Here is a 21,424-nt window from a genome sequence, read left to right as displayed (position 1 = left end):
TCGAACAGCCGTTTTTTCAGTAGTAAGCGCTTGTTTTGGCTTTTAATTGGACATAACACTAGACCATTAAATTGTAATCGATTACAATTTTACAAAGCGTTAACGTTTGACTTAAGTATTTAGCTTAAAAATAACTATCATTATAAAGTGAAACGGTGGCAGAAAGCTGCCATAGAAAACTGACTCACGTAGGTGTAAACAAATGAATTACAAGCTTATTTTTACCATTCCTGGCTTACTGTTATTGGCCTCATGCGGCACGACAACAGAACCCAAGGAGGCTGTTGCAACCGCACCTTCGGTTGATTTGGTTGATTATGTTAATCCGCTTATGGGTACGGATTCCAAGTTCAGTTTATCAAATGGCAATACTTATCCAGCGATAGCCACGCCATGGGCAATGAATTTCTGGACACCGATGACTGCCCCCATCGGCGATGGCTGGACGTATAAATATAACGACGATCAAATTCGCGGTATTAAGCAAACACACCAACCCAGCCCTTGGCTAAACGACTATGGTGCGTTTTCTTTAATGGCGGTGACAGGCGAAATGAAATTTAACCAAGATGATCGTGCGTCTTGGTACTCCCACAAGGCAGAACAAGCCAGTCCTGATTACTACAGTGTGTATTTAGCCTCTTACGATGTCACCGCTGAGGTAACGCCTACCGAACGCGCTGCGCAGTTTCGCTTTACCTTTCCGGATACCGACAATGCCTTCATTATCTTAGATGCATTCGACAAAGGCTCTATGGTGAAAATCATCCCAGAGGAGCGAAAAATAGTCGGTTACGCGCGCAACAATCACGGTGGTGTGCCGGACAACTTCCACAATTATTTTGTGGCTGAATTTGATAAAGACTTTGAAATTAGCCGTACTTGGACTGACGAATACCAATTAAACGCAGATGCTATTCAAAGCAAAGGCGAGCACGTAGGTGCCGTTATCGGTTTTAAAACCAAACGCGGTGAAACGGTATCTGTGAAAATTGCCTCGTCATTTATTAGCCCTGAACAAGCACAGCTCAATTTAGACCGAGAAATCGGCCAAGACACCTTCGACACCACCCGTGAAAAAGCCCATAAGTATTGGCAGGACGAGCTGTCACGTATTGAAATAGTCGACGACAACAAAGATAACCTACGTACGTTTTACTCTGCGCTTTACCGCGTATTATTATTCCCGCGTAAGTTTTACGAGTACAACCAAGCGGGTGAAGTCGTGCATTACAGCCCTTACAACGGTGAAGTGCTGCCCGGCTACATGTTTACCGACAATGGCTTTTGGGACACTTTCCGCGCGGTATTCCCCTTCTTTACCCTAATGTACCCAGAGCTCGACGCACAAATAATGGAAGGCTTAGCCAATACCTACAAAGAATCCGGTTGGTTGCCTGAATGGGCTAGCCCAGGCCATCGCGGGGTAATGATTGGCTCTAACTCCGCAGTAAATATTGCTGATGCCTACCTCAAGGGTATTACCGATATCGACATCGATACGCTTTACGAAGCCATAGTCAAAAATGCCCAAGTCGATGAAGGTCGCCCGGTTAGCTCAGTCGGTAGAGAAGGCGTCGATTATTATAACGAGTTAGGCTATGTGCCTTACGACGTTGGCATTCACGAAAACGCAGCACGTACCCTTGAATACGCCTTTGCCGATTTCAATATTTATCGCCTCGCTGAGCGCTTAGGTAAAACCGACGATGCTGCCAAGTACAAGCAAAGAGCGATGAATTACAAACACTTGTTTGATAAAGAAAGCGGATGGATGCGCGGTAAAAACGAAGACGGCAGTTTTCAAACCCCGTTTAACCCTTTGAAGTGGGGTGATGCATTCACCGAAGGCAATAGCCTGCACTACACCTGGTCTGTGTTTCATGATATCTCAGGTTTGAAAGACATGATGGGGGGCGATCAAGCCTTCGTGAATAAGCTTGATAGCGTGTTCAGCATGCCACCTACCTTCGACGATTCTTATTATGGCTTTACCATTCATGAAATTCGCGAAATGCAGATCGTGAACATGGGCAACTATGCTCACGGTAACCAGCCTATTCAGCATATGAGTTATTTGTACAACTACGCTGGCCAGCCGTGGAAAACCCAATATCACGTGCGCAACATCATGGATAAGCTTTACTCAGCCACACCTGATGGCTACTGCGGTGATGAAGACAACGGTCAAACATCCGCTTGGTACGTGTTCAGCGCCCTTGGTTTTTACCCTGTAGCGCCCGGTAGCGATGAGTACGTGTTAGGTAGCCCACTGTTCGACAAAGCCACGTTGCATTTACAAAACGGCGAACGCTTTACCGTCAAAGGCAATAACAACAGCAAAGACAACGTCTATGTGAATAGGGCCAAACTAAATGGCAAGACTTTCGATAAGACCTTCTTGTCTCATCAGCAAATTCAGCAAGGCGGTGAAATATCTTTTGATATGACCAACCAACCAAACAAGTCATGGGCTACCAGCAAAGAAGCCGTGCCCTATTCAATGTCGACCGCTGACTAATCCACCCATTTATCAACGTGCCAGTTTCTACTGGCACCTTTTACGAGTAAAAAATTATGGCAGGACCGATTTCTCAATCATCCGTAACCTTAAGTGAGCCCGCGAAGAACAGTCACTTTGCCTTCGCAGCAATGACTACCTTGTTTTTCATTTGGGGGTTTATTACTGCATTAAACGATATTCTTATTCCGCATTTAAAAGCGGCTTTCGACTTGAACTATACCCAAGCCATGCTGGTTCAGTTTTGCTTCTTTGGGGCCTACTTCATTATCTCGCCTTTCGCTGGTAAGTTAATTGAAAAGATAGGGTATATTCGCGGCATCATTACCGGGTTGGTGACCATCGCCATAGGTTGTGGCATGTTCTATCCAGCGGCCGAAGTCGAAGTGTATGCAGTGTTTTTGCTCGGTTTGTTTATTCTCGCCAGTGGAGTAACCATTTTGCAGGTGTCGGCCAATCCTTATGTCGCTGTGTTAGGTCCAGAGAAAACCGCCACCAGCCGTTTAAGCTTGGCACAGGCGATTAACTCTGTTGGTCATACGCTTGGCCCTATGTTTGGTGCTGCATTGATTTTTGCCGCAGTTGGGGTGGCATCTGAAGACGCAGACATCGACGCCAAAGCAGTACAATTACCCTACTTGTTACTCGCAGGCGTAATGATCGCCACAGCTATTGGTTTCAAATTTTTAAAACTACCCACCATCACTACCAATGAAACCGAACAAGAAGTGAAAAGCACGGATTCTATTTGGTCTCACAAAGCGTTAATTTTCGGTACCCTCGCGATCTTCTTCTACGTGGGGGCTGAGGTAAGCATCGGTAGTTTCTTGGTAAACTACTTTTCGCAACCTGAAATAGCTGGGCTAAACGAACGCCAAGCCAGCCAAATGGTCTCTTACTACTGGGGTGCAGCTATGATCGGGCGGTTCGTTGGTGCGGCGCTAACTCGCATTATTTCGCCTATCTACGTATTGGCGTTTAATTCAGCAGTAGCCATTATCTTGTTATTTACCACCATGAATTCTCAAGGCGATTTGGCCATGTGGAGTGTGATTTCAATCGGTTTCTTCAATTCAATTATGTTTCCCACCATATTCACCTTGGCCATTCGCGGCTTAGGCCCACTGACAGGACGTGGCTCAGGTTTACTGTGCCAAGCTATTGTTGGTGGCGCAATATTGCCCTTGATTCAAGGTTATGTGGCCGACGTTACGAGTGTTCAGTTTAGCTTTATCGTGCCAGTTGCTGCGTATGTCTATATTGCATGGTACGCCCTATTTGGCTCTAGAGTGAAAAGTGCTGACGCCCCTACGCCAGCGCCTGTAGCCAACTAGTTTTAATCCCACTTAATGAGAAAAGCCCTGTCGCCTAATCTGGCGACAGGCTGCAAACCTAATAAGCGAGTAACTATTGATGAACTATCACAGCCCCGCATTTTTAATGACCCATTGCCAAGATATCTTGAATTTTTATGATCCTAGGGTGAAAGACGCCCAAGGCGGTTACTTTCAGAACTACATGGATAACGGCGATCTGTTTGATTCAGGCTTTAAACAACTGGTTAGCAGTACACGTATAGTGGTGAACTATGCCGCAGCAGGTATGCTATTTCAGCGCGACGATTATTTAGCCATGGCCCGTCACGGTCTGGATTTCGTCGAACAGGTTCACTGGCAGACAGATGCTGACGGTTACGCCTGGACTCTGCAAGACAACCAACCTCAAGACATGACACAGCAAGCCTACGGCTATGCATTTGTTTTGCTCGCTTACGCTGCTGGGCGCAAAGCCGGAATTGTGACCAACAACGACATGCTGCTAAAAACCTACCAACAACTTGAGAGCCGTTTTTGGCAAGCTGAGTTTGGTTTATACGCAGATGAAATTAGCCCAGCGGGTGAACTCAGCTCTTATCGCGGTCAAAACTCCAATATGCATTTATGTGAAGCTATGTTGGCGGCTTATGAAGCCAGCGGCGAGACAGTGTTTCTGACACGGGCGCAAACCCTTGCCGAAAACATTGCCTTTCGCCAAGCGGACTTAACTGACGGCCTGATTTGGGAACACTACACCACTGACTTTCAGCCGGACTGGGAATACAACAAAGACGATCCCAAAAATCTGTATCGTCCTTGGGGGTTTCAACCCGGCCATCAAACAGAGTGGAGCAAGTTGCTGTTAATTTTGCATCGCCATGCCCCAGATCAAAAACTGGTTGAGCGGGCGAAAAGCTTATTCGATCGCGCTTATGAAAAGTGCTGGGACGCCACCCACGGTGGGTTAATTTACGGTTTCGCACCCGATGGCACTTGGTGTGACGACGACAAATACTTCTGGGTACAGGCAGAGAGCTTTGCCGCAGCTGCGATGTTATTTTCAGTCACCCAAGATGAGCAATACCTCACTCAATACAATGCGCTCTGGGACTACAGCTGGGAGCATATGATTGATCATCAATACGGTGCTTGGTTCAGAGTACTTCATCGAGATAACAGTAAATACAGTGAGCAGAAAAGTGCTGCGGGCGCTAAGTGTGACTACCACACCTTGGGCGCGTGTTTCGAAGTATTGCGCACGCTCGGCAATACCGGCTTAAAGTAAACGGATACCAGCATGATGAAACAGATATTCATTACCGGCGCTGTGTTGGCGTTATGCGCATGTACGCAGCCGACTCCAGACGCCACCGTAAACACGCCTCAGGCAATTGATCCCTTAGATTATGTGGATCCGTTTATCGGCACTGACGGCAAAGGCAAAACCTATCCCGGTGCTACCGTGCCTTACGGCATGGTGCAATTAAGCCCAGACAATGGGCGCACGGGCTGGGATTGGATTTCAGGTTATTTTTATCCCGACAACATCATTGCTGGTTTTAGTCATACCCATTTATCTGGCACGGGGGCCGGTGATTTGTATGACATTTCATTCATGCCTTTGACCCGACCTTTTCACCGAGAAAAAACCGAAGGTGGCCCTGAGAATGGCACCATTGTTTCTCGTTTTAGCCATCAAAATGAGCAAGCATCACCTGGGTATTATCAGGTGTTTTTAGATGATTACGGGGTGAATGTAGAGCTAACCGCAGGGCTTCGCACCGGTTTTCAGAAATACCAGTTTGCTGATGATGCAACCCAGGGCGTGGTACGCGTAGACTTAGGCTACAGTCGAAATTGGGATAAAACCCTAGAGACTCACATTCAAATTATCAATGATAAGACCATCGCTGGTTACCGCAAATCCACTGGCTGGGCTAGCGATCAGCGCGTGTTCTTTTACAGCCAATTTTCACAGCCGATTGACCGCTACACCTTGAACACAAACGGAGTGATAAGCCAAGAGCAATCAGCCTCTGGTGAAAATATAGCGGCGGAGTTCGATTTTGATTTCTCTGAGGCCAGCAGCAAAAAGCTAGTTACGGTGCGCACCGCAATTAGCTCAGTCAGCATAGAGAACGCCAAGCAAAACCTGCTTGCCCAAGGACCAGATAAAACCTTTGAACAAGTAAAAACGCTTGCTCAGCAAGCATGGCGAGAGCAACTTAACACAGTAGAAATAAGCGCTGACAAAGATGACATGGTCCAGTTTTATACGGCCATGTATCACACTGCGTTAGCACCTCGGGTGTTTTCCGACAGTAACGGGGAATATAAAGGCCCTGATGGCGAAGTCCATAAAAGTGAACGCTACCCTAGATACGAGTTCTTCTCTTTGTGGGACACGTTTCGTGCCTTACACCCATGGAAAACGATTGTTGAACCCACTCGCACCCGAGAGCTCATGGCTTCGATCATGGCGCATTACGATGTGGCAGGTCGCCTACCCGTTTGGAACTTTCAAGGCAATGAAACAGACATGATGATGGGTTACCACAGTGTCCCTGTGCTTATCGATGCCTATTTCAAAGGCCTGCTAGACGCCAGCGGGGAAGAAGTACTCGCAGCAGCTATACAAAGCGCCACTCAAAATGAGTTCGGTTTAGAGAGTTATCAAGCATTGGGCTATGTGCCCTTTGAAGAGCGTAGTTGGAACGTATCGCTAACCTTGGAATACGCCTTTGATGATTGGGCGATTGCTCAGTTGGCCAGTTCCTTAGGTGAAAATGAGGTATCTCAAACGTACCAATCACGAGGACAAAACTATCGTAACCTGTTCGACCCACAAAGCCAGTTTATGCGTGCCAAAAGCGTAAATGGTGAGTTTCGCAGCGATTTCGACCCGAATGCCTACCATCCAGAGGACTACTGCGAGGCCAACGCTTGGCAATACAGCTTCTTTGTGCCACAAGATGTCACTGGGTTAATCGATATAATGGGCGGTGCGGCGCCGTTTGAAGCTCAACTGGATGCGATGTTCGAAGCCGAGCAAACCGTGGGCGAGTTCCCCGAGTGGATTTCAGGCTACATAGGTCAGTATGTGCATGGCAACGAGCCAAGCCACCATGTGCCTTACCTCTATCAATACGTTGGCAAGGGTTACAAAACACAAAAATACGTACGCCAAGTGATGGACGAGCTTTATCATACCGCCCCGGATGGCTTGTCGGGTAATGAGGATGCAGGCCAAATGTCGGCATGGTACCTATTCAGCGCATTAGGCTTTTATCCGGTTAACCCGGTATCAGGGGAATATGTGTTAGGTAGCCCAGAAGTTTCTTCTGCCAAGATTCATTTAGAAAATGGCAAAACCTTTAGCGTGCAAGCGCTCAATCAATCGAAAGAGAACGTGTATGTTCAAAGCGTGAGCCTAAATGGTCAGCCTTTGCAGCAATTCTTTATCCGTCACAGTGATATATTAGCCGGCGGAAATTTGGTATTTGAAATGGGAGCCCAGCCAAAATGAAAATATTAGTCAATATGGCAGTTGCTGCGCTTACTTTGGCCGGTGTCGGCTGTTCAGTTGCTAAAACGCTTAGCGAAGTTACAGGGGAAACATCGCAAAAAACACCTGCCGAGTATGTTAACCCGTTTATTGGCACCTCTAATTTCGGGGCGACCCATCCGGGGGCGCAGTACCCTCATGCACTCACATCGGTTGCGCCTTTTAACGTTGCGTTCGAACACAAAAAACTGAATGAGTTTGAAAAAGATGCCGCGTGGAATTCACGCGTATACATCCACGAAAATAAATTTTTGACTGGTTTTACCCATGTGAATTTAAGCGGGGTTGGTTGCCCAGAGTTAGGGGTCATTAATATCATGCCCACCGCAGGCAATTTAGAATTAGACCCCCAGCAATACGGCTCAACCTATTCGAATGAGCAGGCAAGTCCGGGCTACTACCAAACCACACTCGATAAATATGGCATCAAGGCAGAAGCCACCAGCGCATTGCGTACAGGCCTAAGCCGCTACACCTTTCCCGCAGGCCAAAGCAATATCATTGTTAATTTGGGCCTAGGCTTGACCAACGAAACCGGCGGCTCCCTCAAGGTTGTGTCTGAGCAAGAAATTGAAGGCTCTCGCACGGTAGGCACGTTTTGCTATAACCCCCAAGACGTACGCCCTGTGTACTTCGTAGCACGTTTTAGTAAACCAGCCAAAGCCTTGGGCACGTTTAAGAAAATGCCAGCGTTCACAGGGGTGGAAGGCGAATGGATGCAGCACAATAACAGCATCAAGCCTTATCCGAACTATCAGCGCGTTATGAGCGGTGACAATATCGGTGCTTACATGCGTTTCGATACACAGGCTAACGAGCAAGTTGAAGTCAAGGTAGGTATTTCTTATGTCAGCATCGAAAACGCGCGGCAGAACCTAAACACTGAACAGCCCGACTTTGCCTTTGATCGCACCCGCAAAGACGCCCAAGACGCTTGGAATGGCTTACTCTCACGCATCGAAGTACAAGGTAGCGAGCATAACAAAACGCTGCTTTACACTGGCCTGTATCACAGTTTAATTCACCCTAGTATCATTCAAGATGTGAACGGCGAGTACCCGATCATGAGCCAGCAACACACGGCGAAAGTGGGCAATACGCAGGGTAAAAACCGCTATTCGGTATATTCACTGTGGGACACGAGTCGTAACCTGCATCCATTGCTAAGTTTGGTCTACCCTGAAATCCAATCACAAATGGTTGATTCTGCTCTTAGTATGTATCAAGAAAGTGGTTGGTTACCCAAGTGGGAGTTACTCAGCATGGAAACCCAAACCATGGTCGGTGACCCAGCTACCGCCATGATTGCTGACACCTATTTACGCGGCGTACACACCTTTGATGTAGAGCTGGCTTACCAAGCCATGCAAAAATCCGCAGACACGGTAGAAAACAACCCTATTCGCCCTGAGAACCCAGACTACCTGAATTTAGGGTATGTGCCTGTTGATGACGAAGAGCCGTTCGACGGTAGCGTGTCTACCAGTCTTGAATATTACGTGGCGGACTTCGCTCTAGGTCAGCTTGCAAAACGTTTAGGTCGCGACCAAGATGCGCAAAAATACCTGGCCCAAGCACAGAACTATAAAACTTTATTTGATAAAAGTACTGGCATGCTGCGCCCGAAAAAACGCAGTGGTGACTGGTTAACCCCTTACGACCCCGAGTTAGGGCGTAACTTTGAACCCGCACCGGGTTACATTGAAGGCAATGCATGGAATTACCGCTTTTATGTGCCTTTTGATATGCCAGGTTTAATCGCGTTAAATGGTGGTGACAGTGCTTTTATAGCTGCATTAAACGCCACCTTCGATACCAACAACTTCGATATGGGTAACGAACCCGACATTACTTACCCTTACCTATTTAACTACGTGCAAGGCCAAGAGCATAACACCGCGCAGCATGTAAAAAGGCTGATAGCGAAGTACTTTACCAATCAACCGGTTGGGCTGCCCGGCAATGACGATGCGGGCACTATGTCAGCATGGTTAGTCTTTAGCATGTTAGGCATTTACCCTGTCTCTCCTGGGGACATGGACTATGCCCTAGCGAGTACAGCGTTCGACGAAGTGACCATTCACCTCGATTCAAAATATTATGCAGGCAAAACCCTGATCATAACCCCTTTGGGCCAAGGACAAACACAGCCTTCTCTTAATGGCGATCCGCTAAGTAAGGCATTTATTAGCCATCAGCAACTTACCCAAGGTGCGAAGCTACGCTTAAAAGCTCAGTAATTGGATTGTGAGTCAGCGTTTTATGGATGACATAAAATGCTGACTCTTTGGGTAAAACGTCCGTTCTTGATATTGCGAGTGGTTCAATTACGCGTTGTTATATTAGCTATAACCACTGAGCTATCACTAAATTCAGCCCATATCCGCCTAGGGTTAAGAACAAAAACAGACAGCTTGCTAGTAGCAAGGGTTTTACGCCAGCTTGGCGGATTGCGCCTATGTGCGTTCGAAGCCCTAACGCCACCATGGCAATGGTAAGTAACACGCCGTCTAAATGCACAACTTGCTCGGTAATATCAGGTGAAACCAACTGGCTAGAATTAATCCCACTAGCAACAATAAATAGTAGGGCAAACCAGGGGATCATGATGTTGCTTTTACCACTGTCGCCCTGTGAGCTAGCTCCGTCGACCACTTTGCCCGTAGCGCGCTTGTTGCTTTGCCACAGCGATAACAGCACTAAAAACGGGGCAAGCATCATCACCCTGAGCATTTTCTCAATCACCGCCGCGTTAGCGGCTTCAGGGCTAACAGCACTGCCTGCCGCCACGACTTGCGCCACCTCGTGAATCGTTGAACCAGCGAAAATACCGTATGCATGTTCACTAAGGCCTAAGTGACCTTGGGCAATGGGATAAACAAATATGCTCAAGGTGCCAAACACCACCACGGTAGCGACTGCGACTGAAACCTTGTGCGCTTGAGCTTTTACCACAGGCTCTGTAGCCATCACCGCCGCTGCACCGCAAATAGCGCTGCCGGCACCAATCAAAATGGTGGTTTGCTCGTCTAACTTAAATACCCGTTTACCAAGTTGCACTGCCAGCCAAAAAGTTAAGCTCAGTATGGCGATGTCAGTAATTAACCCTTGCCAGCCGACTCCCGCCACTTGTGCGAAGGTAATCCGAAAACCAAACAACACCACACCGGCTTTTAATAAGGTACTTTTGGCGTAATCTACGCCTATATCAGTGTGCGTGGCCATGCTCGAGAACAAAGTGTTACCAACAATAATCCCCAACACAATGCCTATGGTTAGCGCGCTCAAGCCAAGATGTTGAACAAAGGAAACATGACTCAGATAAGTGGCGATAAACGCGATGCTTGTTACTAAGACTAAACCTAACCACCAGCGTGAATCGCTATAATGATGGCGTGTGCTTGAGGTACCATCTTGCCCCGTAATGAAAAAACGCTTAACTGCCTCGAACATAAAGCTACTCCTATCGATGGGTGTAGTACCTGATTAAAAGTTGACTTGATGATAGGCAGCGTCAAAATATAACTCCAATACATATAAATCATGAATTGATAACTAAAGGTTAATTAATATGAATTTACATGCGCTCAGGGTTTTTCATAGCGTTGCTCATTTGGGCAGTTTCTCCCAAGCGGCTGAGGCGCTTTATATTAGCCAACCCGCGGTTTCAAAAGCACTCAAAGAGCTTGAACATCAACTGGGTATGCAACTCATTGAGCGAGCAGCTAAAGGAAAGAAGTTAGCTTTAACCCAAGGTGGGCAGAGCTTGTTTAATCATGCCCGCAGTATTTTTGCGATTGAACAAGCGGCACTTGAGGACGTAAGAGCACGCACAGGATTAAAACAAGGCACTCTGGTTATAGGCGCCAGCACCACTATAGCCGGTTACTGGTTAGCGCCTTATCTAGCCCGTTTTAATCAACAATACCCGAAAATTAAAGTAGAAGTGCAAGTAGCCAATACCGCGCAAATTGAACAGGCATTACTGGCCTGCACCATTGACTTTGCATTGGTGGAAGGGAGTGCAAGCGACCCACACATTAGCAGCCAGCATTGGCAAGACGACCCCATGAGTATTGTGTATTCAAGCTCCTTGAAACCCACAGATAACAAAGAAAAATGGCTAAGCGAGCAACGCTGGTTGCTGCGGGAGCCTGGCTCGGGCACCCGGCAAATGTCATTTTCGCTATTGGCCGAACAAGGCATAGCAGTGAATGACAGTATGCAACTAGGCAGTAATGAGGCGATAGCTCGTGGCGTCACTCAAGGAATGGGAGTGGCGTTATTGCCCCAAGTTGTCACCGAAGATTTACTTGCGCTGAAAAAATTAAAGGTAATTTCTACTCAAAAAAGCAAGCTGTTGTCTCGGCCTTTGTACCAGCTAGAATACCGTGACCGGCCATCGTCACCGGCAGCTAATGCCTTTGCGCAGATCTTGTATCAGGCAGTTAACTAATCGCTCACTTGCCGCTTTGACTTGTTTGCTCAAGCCAAGCATTTCGGGTGATGTGATATAAAACATGTTCCGCTAACGGATGTTCAGGGGCAATATCTGGGTGAATAAAGTTATTGAGTGAATCTTGCAATCCAATTCGCGCCATAACGGCCCGAGAGGGTTGATTCGTTTTTGAAGTAAACGAGACCACCTCTGGCAGCCCCAGCTCATTAAACGCATATTCTAACGCCTTTTTCGCCCCTTCAGTGGCGAAGCCATTACCCCAATATTGAGGAAGCAGACGCCAGCCTATCTCAACACAAGGGGAGCACGGCATGTTTGCATTTGGCGTATGCAAACCCACAAAGCCAATAAACGCCTCACCCTCTTTCTCACTCACCGCCCACAAACCCCACCCTCGCTGCTGAATCAAAGATTGGCATTTGTCCGCTAAGTGATCGCTTTGCGCCCGAGTATAGGGGGAAGGGAAATAACGCATGGCCTCAAGGTCAGAATTTAACGCGTAGAATGGCTCATAGTCGCTTGCCTTCCAGTTTCGCAATATGAGCCTGTCAGTTTCCAGTTGCTGAGACATCCTTTTCTCCTTCTGTATTCACCGATTTTCGATAGCGAGCTAACCCGTCACCTGAGCATCAAATTCGGCCTGTTTGGCTTCAATTTGCTCTTGGGCATCTAGCCACAGCATTTCTGCTTCTTCTTGGGCAACTTTGCAACTCGCTTGGTCTGCTAATAGCACTTTTAACTCGGCTTTTTTATCGGCATTGTAAATATCTGGGTCTGCCATTTTTTGCTCTATGCCTTCAAGTTTGGCTTCAAGCTCGGCCATTTTTTTCTCTTGGGTTTGCACCGTTTTGCGCAGAGATTGCGTCGCTTGCCTAAATTCAGCCTCTAAGCGCTTAATAATCTTACGATCTAGCTTTGGCTCTTTGTTCTCAGCGCCTTCTTTGTCAGCAACACCTTTGGCTGTCGCCAACTTATCGGCTGATTGTTTTTCTCGGTCTGATTTTAGCAACCAATCACGATAATCATCTAAGTCCCCATCAAACATAGTGACTTGCTGGTTATCCACCAAATAAAAGTCATCACAAACCGATGTAAGTAAATATCGATCGTGAGACACCAACACCATTGCCCCTTCAAACCCCTGAAGGGCCATATTCAGCGCATGGCGCATGTCTAAGTCTAAATGGTTGGTAGGCTCATCGAGTAGCAACAAGTTAGGCTTTTGATACACAGTTAGCGCCAACACTAAGCGCGCTTTTTCCCCCCCCGACATGGGTGCCACACGTCCTAGGGCATCGTCCCCCCTAAAACCAAAGCCGCCTAAATAATCCCGCAGACTTTGTTCGGTGGCTTTTGGATCGAGGCGCTGTATATGGGCGAGAGCTGAGTCGTCAGCGCGCAAATATTCCAATTGATGCTGAGCAAAATAGCCAATGCGCAAACCCGCTGAGGTTTCGTAAATGCCTTGCATGGGCTCTTTTTCCCCAGCAAGTAGTTTAATTAACGTTGATTTACCCGCACCATTTCTACCAAGTAGCCCAATTCGGCTACCGGGCACTAAATTAAGATGCAGTTTTTCCAAGATAATTGTGTCGTCGTACCCCAGTCGTACCTGCTCCATTTTTACCAGTGGGTTAGGTAATTTGGGCGGCATAAAAAACTCAAAACTAAACTGTGAAGCGGCAAGCGCTGGCAATAAAGTTTCCATTTTCTCCAGTTGCTTCACACGACTTTGAGCCTGCTTGGCCTTGCTCGCTTTAGCACCGAAACGATTGATAAACGACTCTAAATGGGCAATTTTATCTTGTTGCTTCTGAAACTGTAGGTTCTGTAAGCGCAAGCGCTCTGCACGTTGGCGCTCGAAGGCATCGTAGTTACCTGTGTAGCTAACTAGTTGCTGTTGCTCAACGCTGATAATTTCGTTCACTGTGCTATCCAAAAAGGACTTATCGTGAGATATCAGTAACAAGGTGCCAGCGTAGCGCTGCAACCACTTTTCAAGCCAAATGACAGCGTCTAAATCTAAGTGGTTGGTGGGCTCATCAAGCAGTAATAAGTCTGAATGGCATAAAAGTGCTTGCGCCAAGTTCAAACGCATACGCCAACCACCTGAAAACGCGGTGACCGGACGGGCAATAGCGTCATTCGCAAAACCTAAGCCTGCTAATATGGTGGCCGCGCGGGATTCAATATCGTAAGCACCTGCATGGTCTAATTGGCCGTGTAGCGCGGCGATTATAACGCCATCATGGGCGTCTTCCGCTGCACGCAATTCTGCCTGTAAGCGGCGGTATAGCTTGTCGCCGTCAATCACATAATCAAGGGCTGAGCGCTCAACCGCTGGGGTTTCCTGGGCAACGGATACGACCTGCCAGTCTTTAGGGATATTGCACTCGCCTTGCTCAGGGTGTAATTCTCCCCGAATAAGCGCAAACAAGCTGGATTTTCCACAGCCATTTGCACCGATAAGACCTGCTTTATGCCCTGGGTACAGCACTGCATTGGTTTCATGTAGCAAGGTTTTGTTGCCACGCATAAGGGATAAATCAGAAATTTGGATCATGAATGCCTATTGACGGATAACATAGTCGGTCGATTGCGGTATGATAGCAAGATGACTGACCGAAGAAATCCTCTTGATTATGACGACGAAAATTAAAAAGCGTTTTATCGCTGGGGCCACCTGCCCTCAATGTAAAAGCATGGATACACTGATGCTTTACTTCGAGAACAATGTTGAAAAGATGGAATGTGTACAGTGCCATTATCAACAAACCCAAACTGATAAAGAAGTGACGCAAGCCTCTCGCCAAAGCGAAAACGTGATTGGCGTATTTAAACCCGAATAACGGCGTTTACTTTGGCAGAAATCAGTTATCGTTTAGCCTCTAGTAATGCGGTGGCGGCGGTTCAACTTCTTGTGAATCGCCGCTGGGCACATCAATTTCTTTGACCTTGTTAATGACATGAGACAACTGAAACTCTAATAGTTCGAGTTGCTTCTGTTGCTTAATCAAGGCTTTGTTTAGTTCTTCTATGGTGTCCTCTTGAAAAGCCACCTTCATTTGTAGCTGCTCTATATCTGCTTCTATGTGTTGCATAACCTACTCTAATTACTGATTTATTTGCCAAAACTCAGCTAAACCACTGCTGCTTTCTGTCACAATTTGATTGTCTTTAGCAAATCCCACCCCGTATACCACTGCGGTCTGCGGACGGCTACCTTCTCTGGGTGACACCTGCCATTCTTGTATTTCTTTTCCATCGGTCACGCGCCACAAATTTAATCGCTTAGCGGGTGAGCCCGTTAACAAGTACTGGCCGTCTTTTGAAAACGCGGCGCTGCTGAATATTTTCTGCCGGGCAAGGTAATGCAAATTACTCACTTCTTCACCTGTGACTAAGTCCCACACCCTAGCATCACGCTTACTATCGGCGGTAAAGCCATAGCGCCCTTCATCGTCTAACGCCACTTTGGTCACGCGACTTGAATGGGTGAAACTATGAATAACCTGACCTGTTCGGGTATCCCACAGATAAGCAGTGTAATCATTGCCACCGGTAAGGGCGTAAAAACCATTAGGAGACAAATCCACACTGTTCACTTTTTCTTGATGCCCTAAAAACTCTAAACGCCGACCGGTTTTGGGCTCAAAAAACATTACCTTACCATTGCCTCGGCCAACCAGTATCCCCCGCCCTTGGTTTGATACCGCCACATCACGAATACTTGACTCATTGATACGCCAGAAGCCTTCTGGCTCGCCACTGGCCACATTCCAAAGGGCAAAGGCGTCACGGTCAGATGTCACCACATAACTATTATCAAAAGCGATGTGTACATTAGCGACTAAATTATTTCCCTCGCCTTGGTGCTGCCAAGTGTAGCGTTTTTCATTTTTTTTCAGGTCCCAAACCGCTATGCCCCCCGTAACGCTCGACACCACAGCTAGCGACGCATCCGCTGATATATCAGCGGCATAGGCGCCATCATCAGCATGTCGCCACGAGGTTACTGGTGTTGACGATTGCCCGCTACAGCCAGTTAGCAATAATAAAATTAAACTTAATCGTAACAAGACGGTCAATGGATTGTTCCTAATTGGGTTTCTCTTTTCACTCAGGGCGTTTAGTATAAGCGCTTTATCAAGTTGAAACACTTCACAAGTCACGTATTCGACACATATTATCTCAGGGGAGAAGTAAATGAAAAAAACCGCTATCGCGATTCTAATTACCTCAGCCATTGGCCTTACCGCCTGTGGTCAACAAGACACGGATTTACTAAAAGTTGAAGAGCAAAAGCTTGAAACAGAAGCACAGCAGCAAGCTTATGCAATGGGCGCGAGCGTGGGACAGTTCATCGAGCAAAAAATGAATGAACAAGAAGCACTAGACGTTAACCTCGATAAAGACTTAGTGGTTAAAGGATTTGTAGCGGCGCTACAGGGTCAGTCTCAGCTTGATATGAAAGAGATTCAAACGCTTACATTAGCTATGGAAGCGGCTTCACGTGAAAAGCAAAAAGCTATTTCTGATGCAAAAGCAGAAACAAACATTGCTGATGGCGAGAAATTCCTTGCTGAAAACGCAGAGCGTGAAGGCGTAACAGTGACCGATTCAGGTTTACAGTACGAAGTCATGAGCGAAGGCGAAGGTGCATCTCCTACTGCTGAAGACACTGTAACCGTACATTACAAAGGCACATTGCTAGATGGCACTGAGTTTGACTCATCTTATAGCCGCGGCGAGCCAGCAACCTTCCCTCTTTCGCGCGTCATTCCTGGTTGGACCGAAGGTGTGCAGTTGATGAAAGTGGGCTCTAAGTTCAAATTCTTCATTCCATCTGAGCTGGCTTACGGCGAGCGCGCGACTGGAAAAATTACGCCTAATTCAACGCTAGTATTTGAAGTAGAGCTATTAGATGTTGCTTCTGCTGAAGGTGCTGCTGAATAAGCCCCCCGGGTTTAGTGCTATATAGGTAATAAATGCACAGACATAAAAAAACCGAACATCATTGATGTTCGGTTTTTTCTTTACTCATCAGCCTCTTTCCTTGCTGAACCTTATTCCCTCGGTTTTCTACCCTTCGAAAGGGTTATTTGGCCCAGAATATCCGGGTAATTTTTTGAATTTGGTATGCTGTATCTCTGCAGATGCCCTACCTTAGCACCAAAAAATAAGGGTAAATTTGATCTAATCAGACAGCTAACTATCGCGGCTGCGTGTTAACTATTTGATGACTTAAGACTAGACTAAAGTCGATAAAAACAGAAGCTGGCAAAGGTCATATTTTTGTAATAAATTGCGCTAACAAAATGGTTTTTATTCCTGCTGGCTTTAAGAGGATCGCATACCATATCGCAATTTTTCTCGCGTCTAATTACAAGTATCTGTTTTAAAAGGACAAGCATTGAAAACAAAACTCATTACCCCTGAAGGCTACAAAAAACTCAACGACGAGCATGATGAACTGTGGCTAAAACAACGCCCAGAGATCACTAAAATCGTCACATGGGCAGCCAGCTTGGGTGACAGAAGTGAAAATGCGGATTACCAATACAACAAGCGAAAGTTGCGAGAAATCGACAGACGCGTTCGCTACCTACGCAAGCTCCTGCCTGAATTACAAATCGTTAATTACTCCCCTCAGCAAGCGGGTAAAGTATTCTTTGGTGCTTGGGTAGAGATTGAAAACGATGAAGGCGAAACAAAGCAATTTCGCATTGTCGGTCCAGAAGAAATCTACGGCGATGCTAAAGGCTACATTTCTATCGACTCCCCCATGGCCAGAGCGTTAATCAAGAAAGAAGTAGATGATGTCGCCAGTGTCAAAACCCCCACCGGCTACAAAGACTGGTACGTTACCTCGATTGAATATAAAAAATAGCGTCGAACAACCCGCTCCTTGCTCGAACCTTTTTGTAAACTACCGGATGAATTATTAAATCACTAGGTCATGTAATGGCTGCTCACTCCGGTAATCCGTCGAACACTATGATTCCCTCTAACTCAGTATCCCAATAAGCTTTGCTGGCTGAAAAAATTTGGGCAGTCGGTGACATGGAAATTTCAGTGTCTAGGCACCCTGCTGGTACAATGAGCAAGCCTGCAATATGGGTATTTGGCAGTGCTGAACCGCAGAGCTTACAAAAACTTTTACTGTGACGAGTATTAGGGAGCGCAAATGAAGTCACTGCATGTAAACCCGACAGCCAGACCAATTCTGCGGACTGTGAGAATAAATTTGCCGCATGAGCCGAACCTGTATCCTTTTGGCAGCGGTGACAACGACACAAATAAAAACTGTCAAACTCTCCTTTTATCGCAAAGCTGACCGTTTCACAAAGACAAGAACCTAAATGATCAGTCATTGAACCTCCTCAAATGCACGCGATTTAAAGACAAATAATAATATTATTATCTTTAGAATTTCCGTCTTTCAATGCATGTCTTTTTTAGCATAATCGGTAACCTAGGGTACAGGTTGAATTTTTCCAGTTTTTTGCTTTTCACTTATGGGAATACAGGGTAGTTCCAAGATCTTACTCTGTACACGAAGCGCATGCTTTAGTGAGCGTAGCGAATCAATAGGCGACTCACACTTTCCGTGTAAAAGCCGTGACTTGTCAGATGGCCAGACAAGGATGAAGCCGAGGATTTTAGGAGCATCGCTCCTATCGGGTGAACGAGCCGCCATGGATGGCGAAGCTGTAACTCCGTTATGGGGAGAGCCACCAAGGAGGGGTTTAAACTCAGCTTTGTATTATACGTTTTCGAAGAGCTAAGTTAGCGAAGTGCTTCACAAGCGATCTGCAAGGAAGCAGAAAGGTAAAGCAACGCAGGAGCAGTTGCCGGGATGTTTCCTCACGCCGGTATGACAAAAAAGGCGTGGCTTTTAGCGGTTTTGGAAGTTTGCTGGAGGGCGGCCTTTCTTGGTTACTTCTTTCGGCTGTTGGAAAGAAGTGACTGGCTGACCATGGATGGTCTGTCATATCCAGCATGGATGCTGGTAAGCGAAGCGCAGCTGTGCTATCTGGCCGCAGGCCATAAATAAGCGAAGCGCAGCTTATAAATCCATATAGTAAAAACAAAAAAGCCAGCTATGTCAGCTGGCTTTAACATCGACTCTAAAAATAAACCGTTAGTCTGTATAAGCTAAACGGTTAAACTTCTGTTGCTGATAATCTGCATCACCGAAGGTGGTGTTAATCATCATCAGGCGCTTAACGTAATGGCCTACATCTAACTCATCCGTTAACCCCATACCGCCATGCAATTGAATGGCTTCATCACCAATCAATTTACCGTTGCGCCCAATCATCACTTTCAGTGCAGCGATATTTTTAGCTAAATCTTCGGCTCCGCTTTCTGCCGCACACACCGCGCGGTATAAAATAGACTTGGCTTGTTCGCCCGCCATAAACATATCCACCATGCGATGTTGCAACGCTTGAAAGCTACTGATCGCCACACCGAATTGTTGACGCGTTTTAGTGTATTCAATGGTGGTGGTATTGAGCTTTTGCATAATACCCATAGCTTCTGCACACAGGGCAATCGTCACGTCGCTAACCACAGCATCTATCAGCTGGTAACCATCGTCGACTTCACCAACGACGTGGTTTGCCGCTACGCGTACATCGGTGAGTTTAATGTTAGCGACTAACTGACCGTCCATTAAGCGGTAAGCCGTACGTTGTAAACCCGGTGCATCTGCATCAATCAAAAACAGAGTGATACCTGCTTCATCGCACTGTTCGCCTGAGGTTCTGGCTGACACAATCATCTTGTTGGCGGCTGCACCATTGAACACAACGGTTTTTTCACCGCTGAGTACAAAGTCATCACCGTCACGCTTTGCTTGGGTTTTCACGTCCGCTAGTTCAAAACGGCTTTGACGCTCAACATAAGCAAATGCGCCTTGCAGTGAGCCATCAATGATCTTTTCAATATTCGCATCTTTCAGAGCTGCGTTGCCGCTTTTACTCAATAAACCACCGAACATCAGCACGGTTGCCACAAACGGTTCAACCACTAGGCCTTTGCCCATTTCTTCCATAACGGCCATGACGTCAGTGGGACCACCACCAAAACCACCGTAAGCTTCTTCAAATGGAATAGACAACCAACCCAACTCTGCGAAAGTTTGCCAATTGTCAGGATTAAACCCTAATGCATTGGCGGCATTGCTGCGGCGTGCTTCAAAGTCGTATTCGTCTTGCACAAAGCGCGCAACGCTGTCTTTGAGCATGTTTTGTTCTTCAGATAAATTAAAATTCATGATTAAAGACCCAGTACGTATTTAGCGGTAATGTTTTTCTGCACTTCGTTTGACCCACCGTAGATAGTGGCGGCTCGTCCGTACATATATGCTTTTCTTGCGTCGTGACCAAAGGCGTGACCAATACTTTCAGCGGTTTCATCGCCGTGTAGCACACCGCTGTAATAACCCGCTAAGTCCATGTACATCTGTTGGATAGCTTGTTGAATTTCGGTACCTTTAATTTTTAGCAACGAAGATTCCACGCCCGGCCCTTTGCCATCTGCTGTTGACGCCAGAACGCGAAGCTCGGTGTATTCCAATGCCATCAACTCTATTTCTGTGTTCGACAAGCGATTTTGGAATTGCACGTCTTCGATCAGTGGACGCCCGCCGCTGATTTCTTCACTGAGTAACTTGCGCAAGTCACGCAAACGGCGCTTTGAGTCAGCCACAGCAGCAATTGAAGTACGCTCATGTGCTAACAAGGCTTTGGCGTAGGTCCACCCTTTATCTTGCTCGCCGATGCGATTAGCCACGGGAACGCGCACATTGTCGAACACCACTTCATTCAAGCTGTGATGATCGTCAATGGAGGAGATTTTATTCACGGTAATGCCTGGGCTTTTCATATCAATCAGTAAGAAACTGATACCGTCTTGACGCTTACCTGATGAGTCGGTGCGCACGAGACAGAAAATCCAGTCGGCGTATTGGGCGTAGGTAGTCCACACCTTAGCGCCGTTAACAATGTAGTCATCACCGTCTAATTCTGCTTTGGTTTTTAGTGCGGCTAAATCAGAACCTGCACCTGGCTCTGAGTAACCTTGACACCACCAATCTTGGCTTTTAAGAATGCGAGGTAAAAAGCGTTTTTTCTGTTCGTCGTTACCGAAGCCATAAATAACCGGTGCAACCATTTTTAGGCCAAAAGGCACCACATCAGGGGCGCCTGCGAGTGAACGCTCGGTCTCAAAAATGAAGTTTTCAGTCACTGACCAAGCAACACCGCCATGCTCTACAGGCCAGCCTGGGGCTAACCAGCCTTTGTCGTTTAGTTTGTTCTGCCACTCGATTTGCGCCGCTTTGAACTCTTCATCTTCACCACGGATTCTGCGTGCTAAATCTTCGGTCCAATTCTCTGCTAAAAATTCGCGCACTTGGTCACGAAAGGCTAATTCCTCAGCCGAAAAGGTAATATCCACTTGCTGCATCCTCGTTCAATTGATCATTTGTAGCTAATAAGTAGCCACCGCATTTTAATACTGCATACCACTACTGTACGCCCCTTCCTTCTTTT

The 21,424-nt window shown here is 46.8% G+C and carries 17 protein-coding genes; 9 read left to right on the top strand and 8 right to left on the bottom strand.

The window, feature by feature from the left end; translation table 11 throughout:
- The first annotated feature begins 202 nt into the window (after positions 1 to 202).
- From AC0L6N_RS20760 to AC0L6N_RS20740, 5 genes are all read left to right on the top strand, one after another.
- Positions 203 to 2,521: a GH92 family glycosyl hydrolase gene (locus AC0L6N_RS20760; RefSeq protein ID WP_473477391.1), complete on the top strand. Its 2,319-nt coding sequence runs from the start codon at positions 203 to 205 to the stop codon at positions 2,519 to 2,521.
- A gap of 56 nt (positions 2,522 to 2,577) precedes the next feature.
- Complete coding sequence (locus AC0L6N_RS20755; protein WP_473477389.1) at positions 2,578 to 3,855, top strand: sugar MFS transporter; 1,278 nt, start codon at positions 2,578 to 2,580, stop codon at positions 3,853 to 3,855.
- A gap of 79 nt (positions 3,856 to 3,934) precedes the next feature.
- On the top strand, positions 3,935 to 5,122 hold the full coding sequence (locus AC0L6N_RS20750) for an AGE family epimerase/isomerase (protein WP_473477387.1): 1,188 nt from the start codon (positions 3,935 to 3,937) through the stop codon (positions 5,120 to 5,122).
- 12 nt (positions 5,123 to 5,134) lie between these two features.
- A complete protein-coding gene (locus AC0L6N_RS20745; protein WP_473477385.1) occupies positions 5,135 to 7,363 on the top strand; it encodes a GH92 family glycosyl hydrolase in 2,229 nt (742 codons plus the stop codon).
- Complete coding sequence (locus AC0L6N_RS20740; RefSeq protein ID WP_473477382.1) at positions 7,360 to 9,642, top strand: GH92 family glycosyl hydrolase; 2,283 nt, start codon at positions 7,360 to 7,362, stop codon at positions 9,640 to 9,642. The genes AC0L6N_RS20745 and AC0L6N_RS20740 overlap by 4 nt, the downstream gene beginning before the upstream one ends.
- 106 nt (positions 9,643 to 9,748) lie before the next feature.
- On the opposite strand, the gene AC0L6N_RS20735 is transcribed toward AC0L6N_RS20740, so the two are convergent.
- Complete coding sequence (locus tag AC0L6N_RS20735) at positions 9,749 to 10,855, bottom strand: YeiH family protein (RefSeq protein ID WP_473477379.1); 1,107 nt, start codon at positions 10,853 to 10,855, stop codon at positions 9,749 to 9,751.
- 118 nt (positions 10,856 to 10,973) lie between these two features.
- Here AC0L6N_RS20735 and AC0L6N_RS20730 point away from each other — a divergent pair, with 118 nt between their 5' ends.
- Positions 10,974 to 11,858, top strand: a complete 885-nt coding sequence (locus AC0L6N_RS20730; protein WP_473477377.1) for a LysR family transcriptional regulator — start codon at positions 10,974 to 10,976, stop codon at positions 11,856 to 11,858.
- A gap of 4 nt (positions 11,859 to 11,862) precedes the next feature.
- Here AC0L6N_RS20730 and AC0L6N_RS20725 read toward each other — a convergent pair whose 3' ends face one another.
- Positions 11,863 to 12,432, bottom strand: a complete 570-nt coding sequence (locus AC0L6N_RS20725) for a GNAT family N-acetyltransferase (RefSeq protein ID WP_473477374.1) — start codon at positions 12,430 to 12,432, stop codon at positions 11,863 to 11,865.
- A 39-nt stretch (positions 12,433 to 12,471) separates the two neighbouring features.
- Positions 12,472 to 14,424 (bottom strand): ATP-binding cassette domain-containing protein, encoded by a 1,953-nt coding sequence (locus AC0L6N_RS20720; RefSeq protein WP_473477371.1) that lies wholly within the window; start codon positions 14,422 to 14,424, stop codon positions 12,472 to 12,474.
- A 79-nt stretch (positions 14,425 to 14,503) separates the two neighbouring features.
- Here AC0L6N_RS20720 and AC0L6N_RS20715 point away from each other — a divergent pair, with 79 nt between their 5' ends.
- Positions 14,504 to 14,710 carry a YheV family putative zinc ribbon protein gene (locus AC0L6N_RS20715; RefSeq protein ID WP_006993525.1) on the top strand — a complete coding sequence of 69 codons (207 nt, stop codon included), beginning with the start codon at positions 14,504 to 14,506 and terminating at the stop codon, positions 14,708 to 14,710.
- 39 nt (positions 14,711 to 14,749) lie between these two features.
- Here the strand turns inward: AC0L6N_RS20715 and AC0L6N_RS20710 are convergent, their stop codons facing one another.
- Both AC0L6N_RS20710 and AC0L6N_RS20705 read right to left on the bottom strand, forming a co-directional pair.
- Complete coding sequence (locus AC0L6N_RS20710) at positions 14,750 to 14,962, bottom strand: SlyX family protein (RefSeq protein WP_006993524.1); 213 nt, start codon at positions 14,960 to 14,962, stop codon at positions 14,750 to 14,752.
- 12 nt (positions 14,963 to 14,974) lie between these two features.
- Entirely contained in the window at positions 14,975 to 15,949 is a 975-nt protein-coding gene (locus AC0L6N_RS20705) for a WD40 repeat domain-containing protein (protein WP_473477368.1), read from the bottom strand.
- A gap of 118 nt (positions 15,950 to 16,067) precedes the next feature.
- Here AC0L6N_RS20705 and fkpA point away from each other — a divergent pair, with 118 nt between their 5' ends.
- Both fkpA and greB read left to right on the top strand, forming a co-directional pair.
- Positions 16,068 to 16,817, top strand: a complete 750-nt coding sequence (fkpA, locus tag AC0L6N_RS20700; RefSeq protein WP_006993522.1) for an FKBP-type peptidyl-prolyl cis-trans isomerase — start codon at positions 16,068 to 16,070, stop codon at positions 16,815 to 16,817.
- A gap of 457 nt (positions 16,818 to 17,274) precedes the next feature.
- On the top strand, positions 17,275 to 17,751 hold the full coding sequence (gene greB / locus AC0L6N_RS20695) for a transcription elongation factor GreB (protein ID WP_006993520.1): 477 nt from the start codon (positions 17,275 to 17,277) through the stop codon (positions 17,749 to 17,751).
- Between the two features lie 82 nt (positions 17,752 to 17,833).
- Here the strand turns inward: greB and AC0L6N_RS20690 are convergent, their stop codons facing one another.
- The 3 genes from AC0L6N_RS20690 to AC0L6N_RS20680 form a co-directional block, all read right to left on the bottom strand.
- Complete coding sequence (locus AC0L6N_RS20690; RefSeq protein WP_473477364.1) at positions 17,834 to 18,235, bottom strand: GFA family protein; 402 nt, start codon at positions 18,233 to 18,235, stop codon at positions 17,834 to 17,836.
- Between the two features lie 770 nt (positions 18,236 to 19,005).
- On the bottom strand, positions 19,006 to 20,145 hold the full coding sequence (locus AC0L6N_RS20685; protein WP_473477362.1) for an acyl-CoA dehydrogenase family protein: 1,140 nt from the start codon (positions 20,143 to 20,145) through the stop codon (positions 19,006 to 19,008).
- Between the two features lie 2 nt (positions 20,146 to 20,147).
- Complete coding sequence (locus tag AC0L6N_RS20680; protein ID WP_033185221.1) at positions 20,148 to 21,329, bottom strand: acyl-CoA dehydrogenase family protein; 1,182 nt, start codon at positions 21,327 to 21,329, stop codon at positions 20,148 to 20,150.
- Between the last annotated feature and the right edge of the window lie 95 nt (positions 21,330 to 21,424).

It is taken from the genome of Paraglaciecola sp. G1-13, assembly GCF_055809255.1.
Note: the sequence above shows the minus strand (reverse complement) of the source record. Positions and strands in the feature narration are given on the sequence as shown.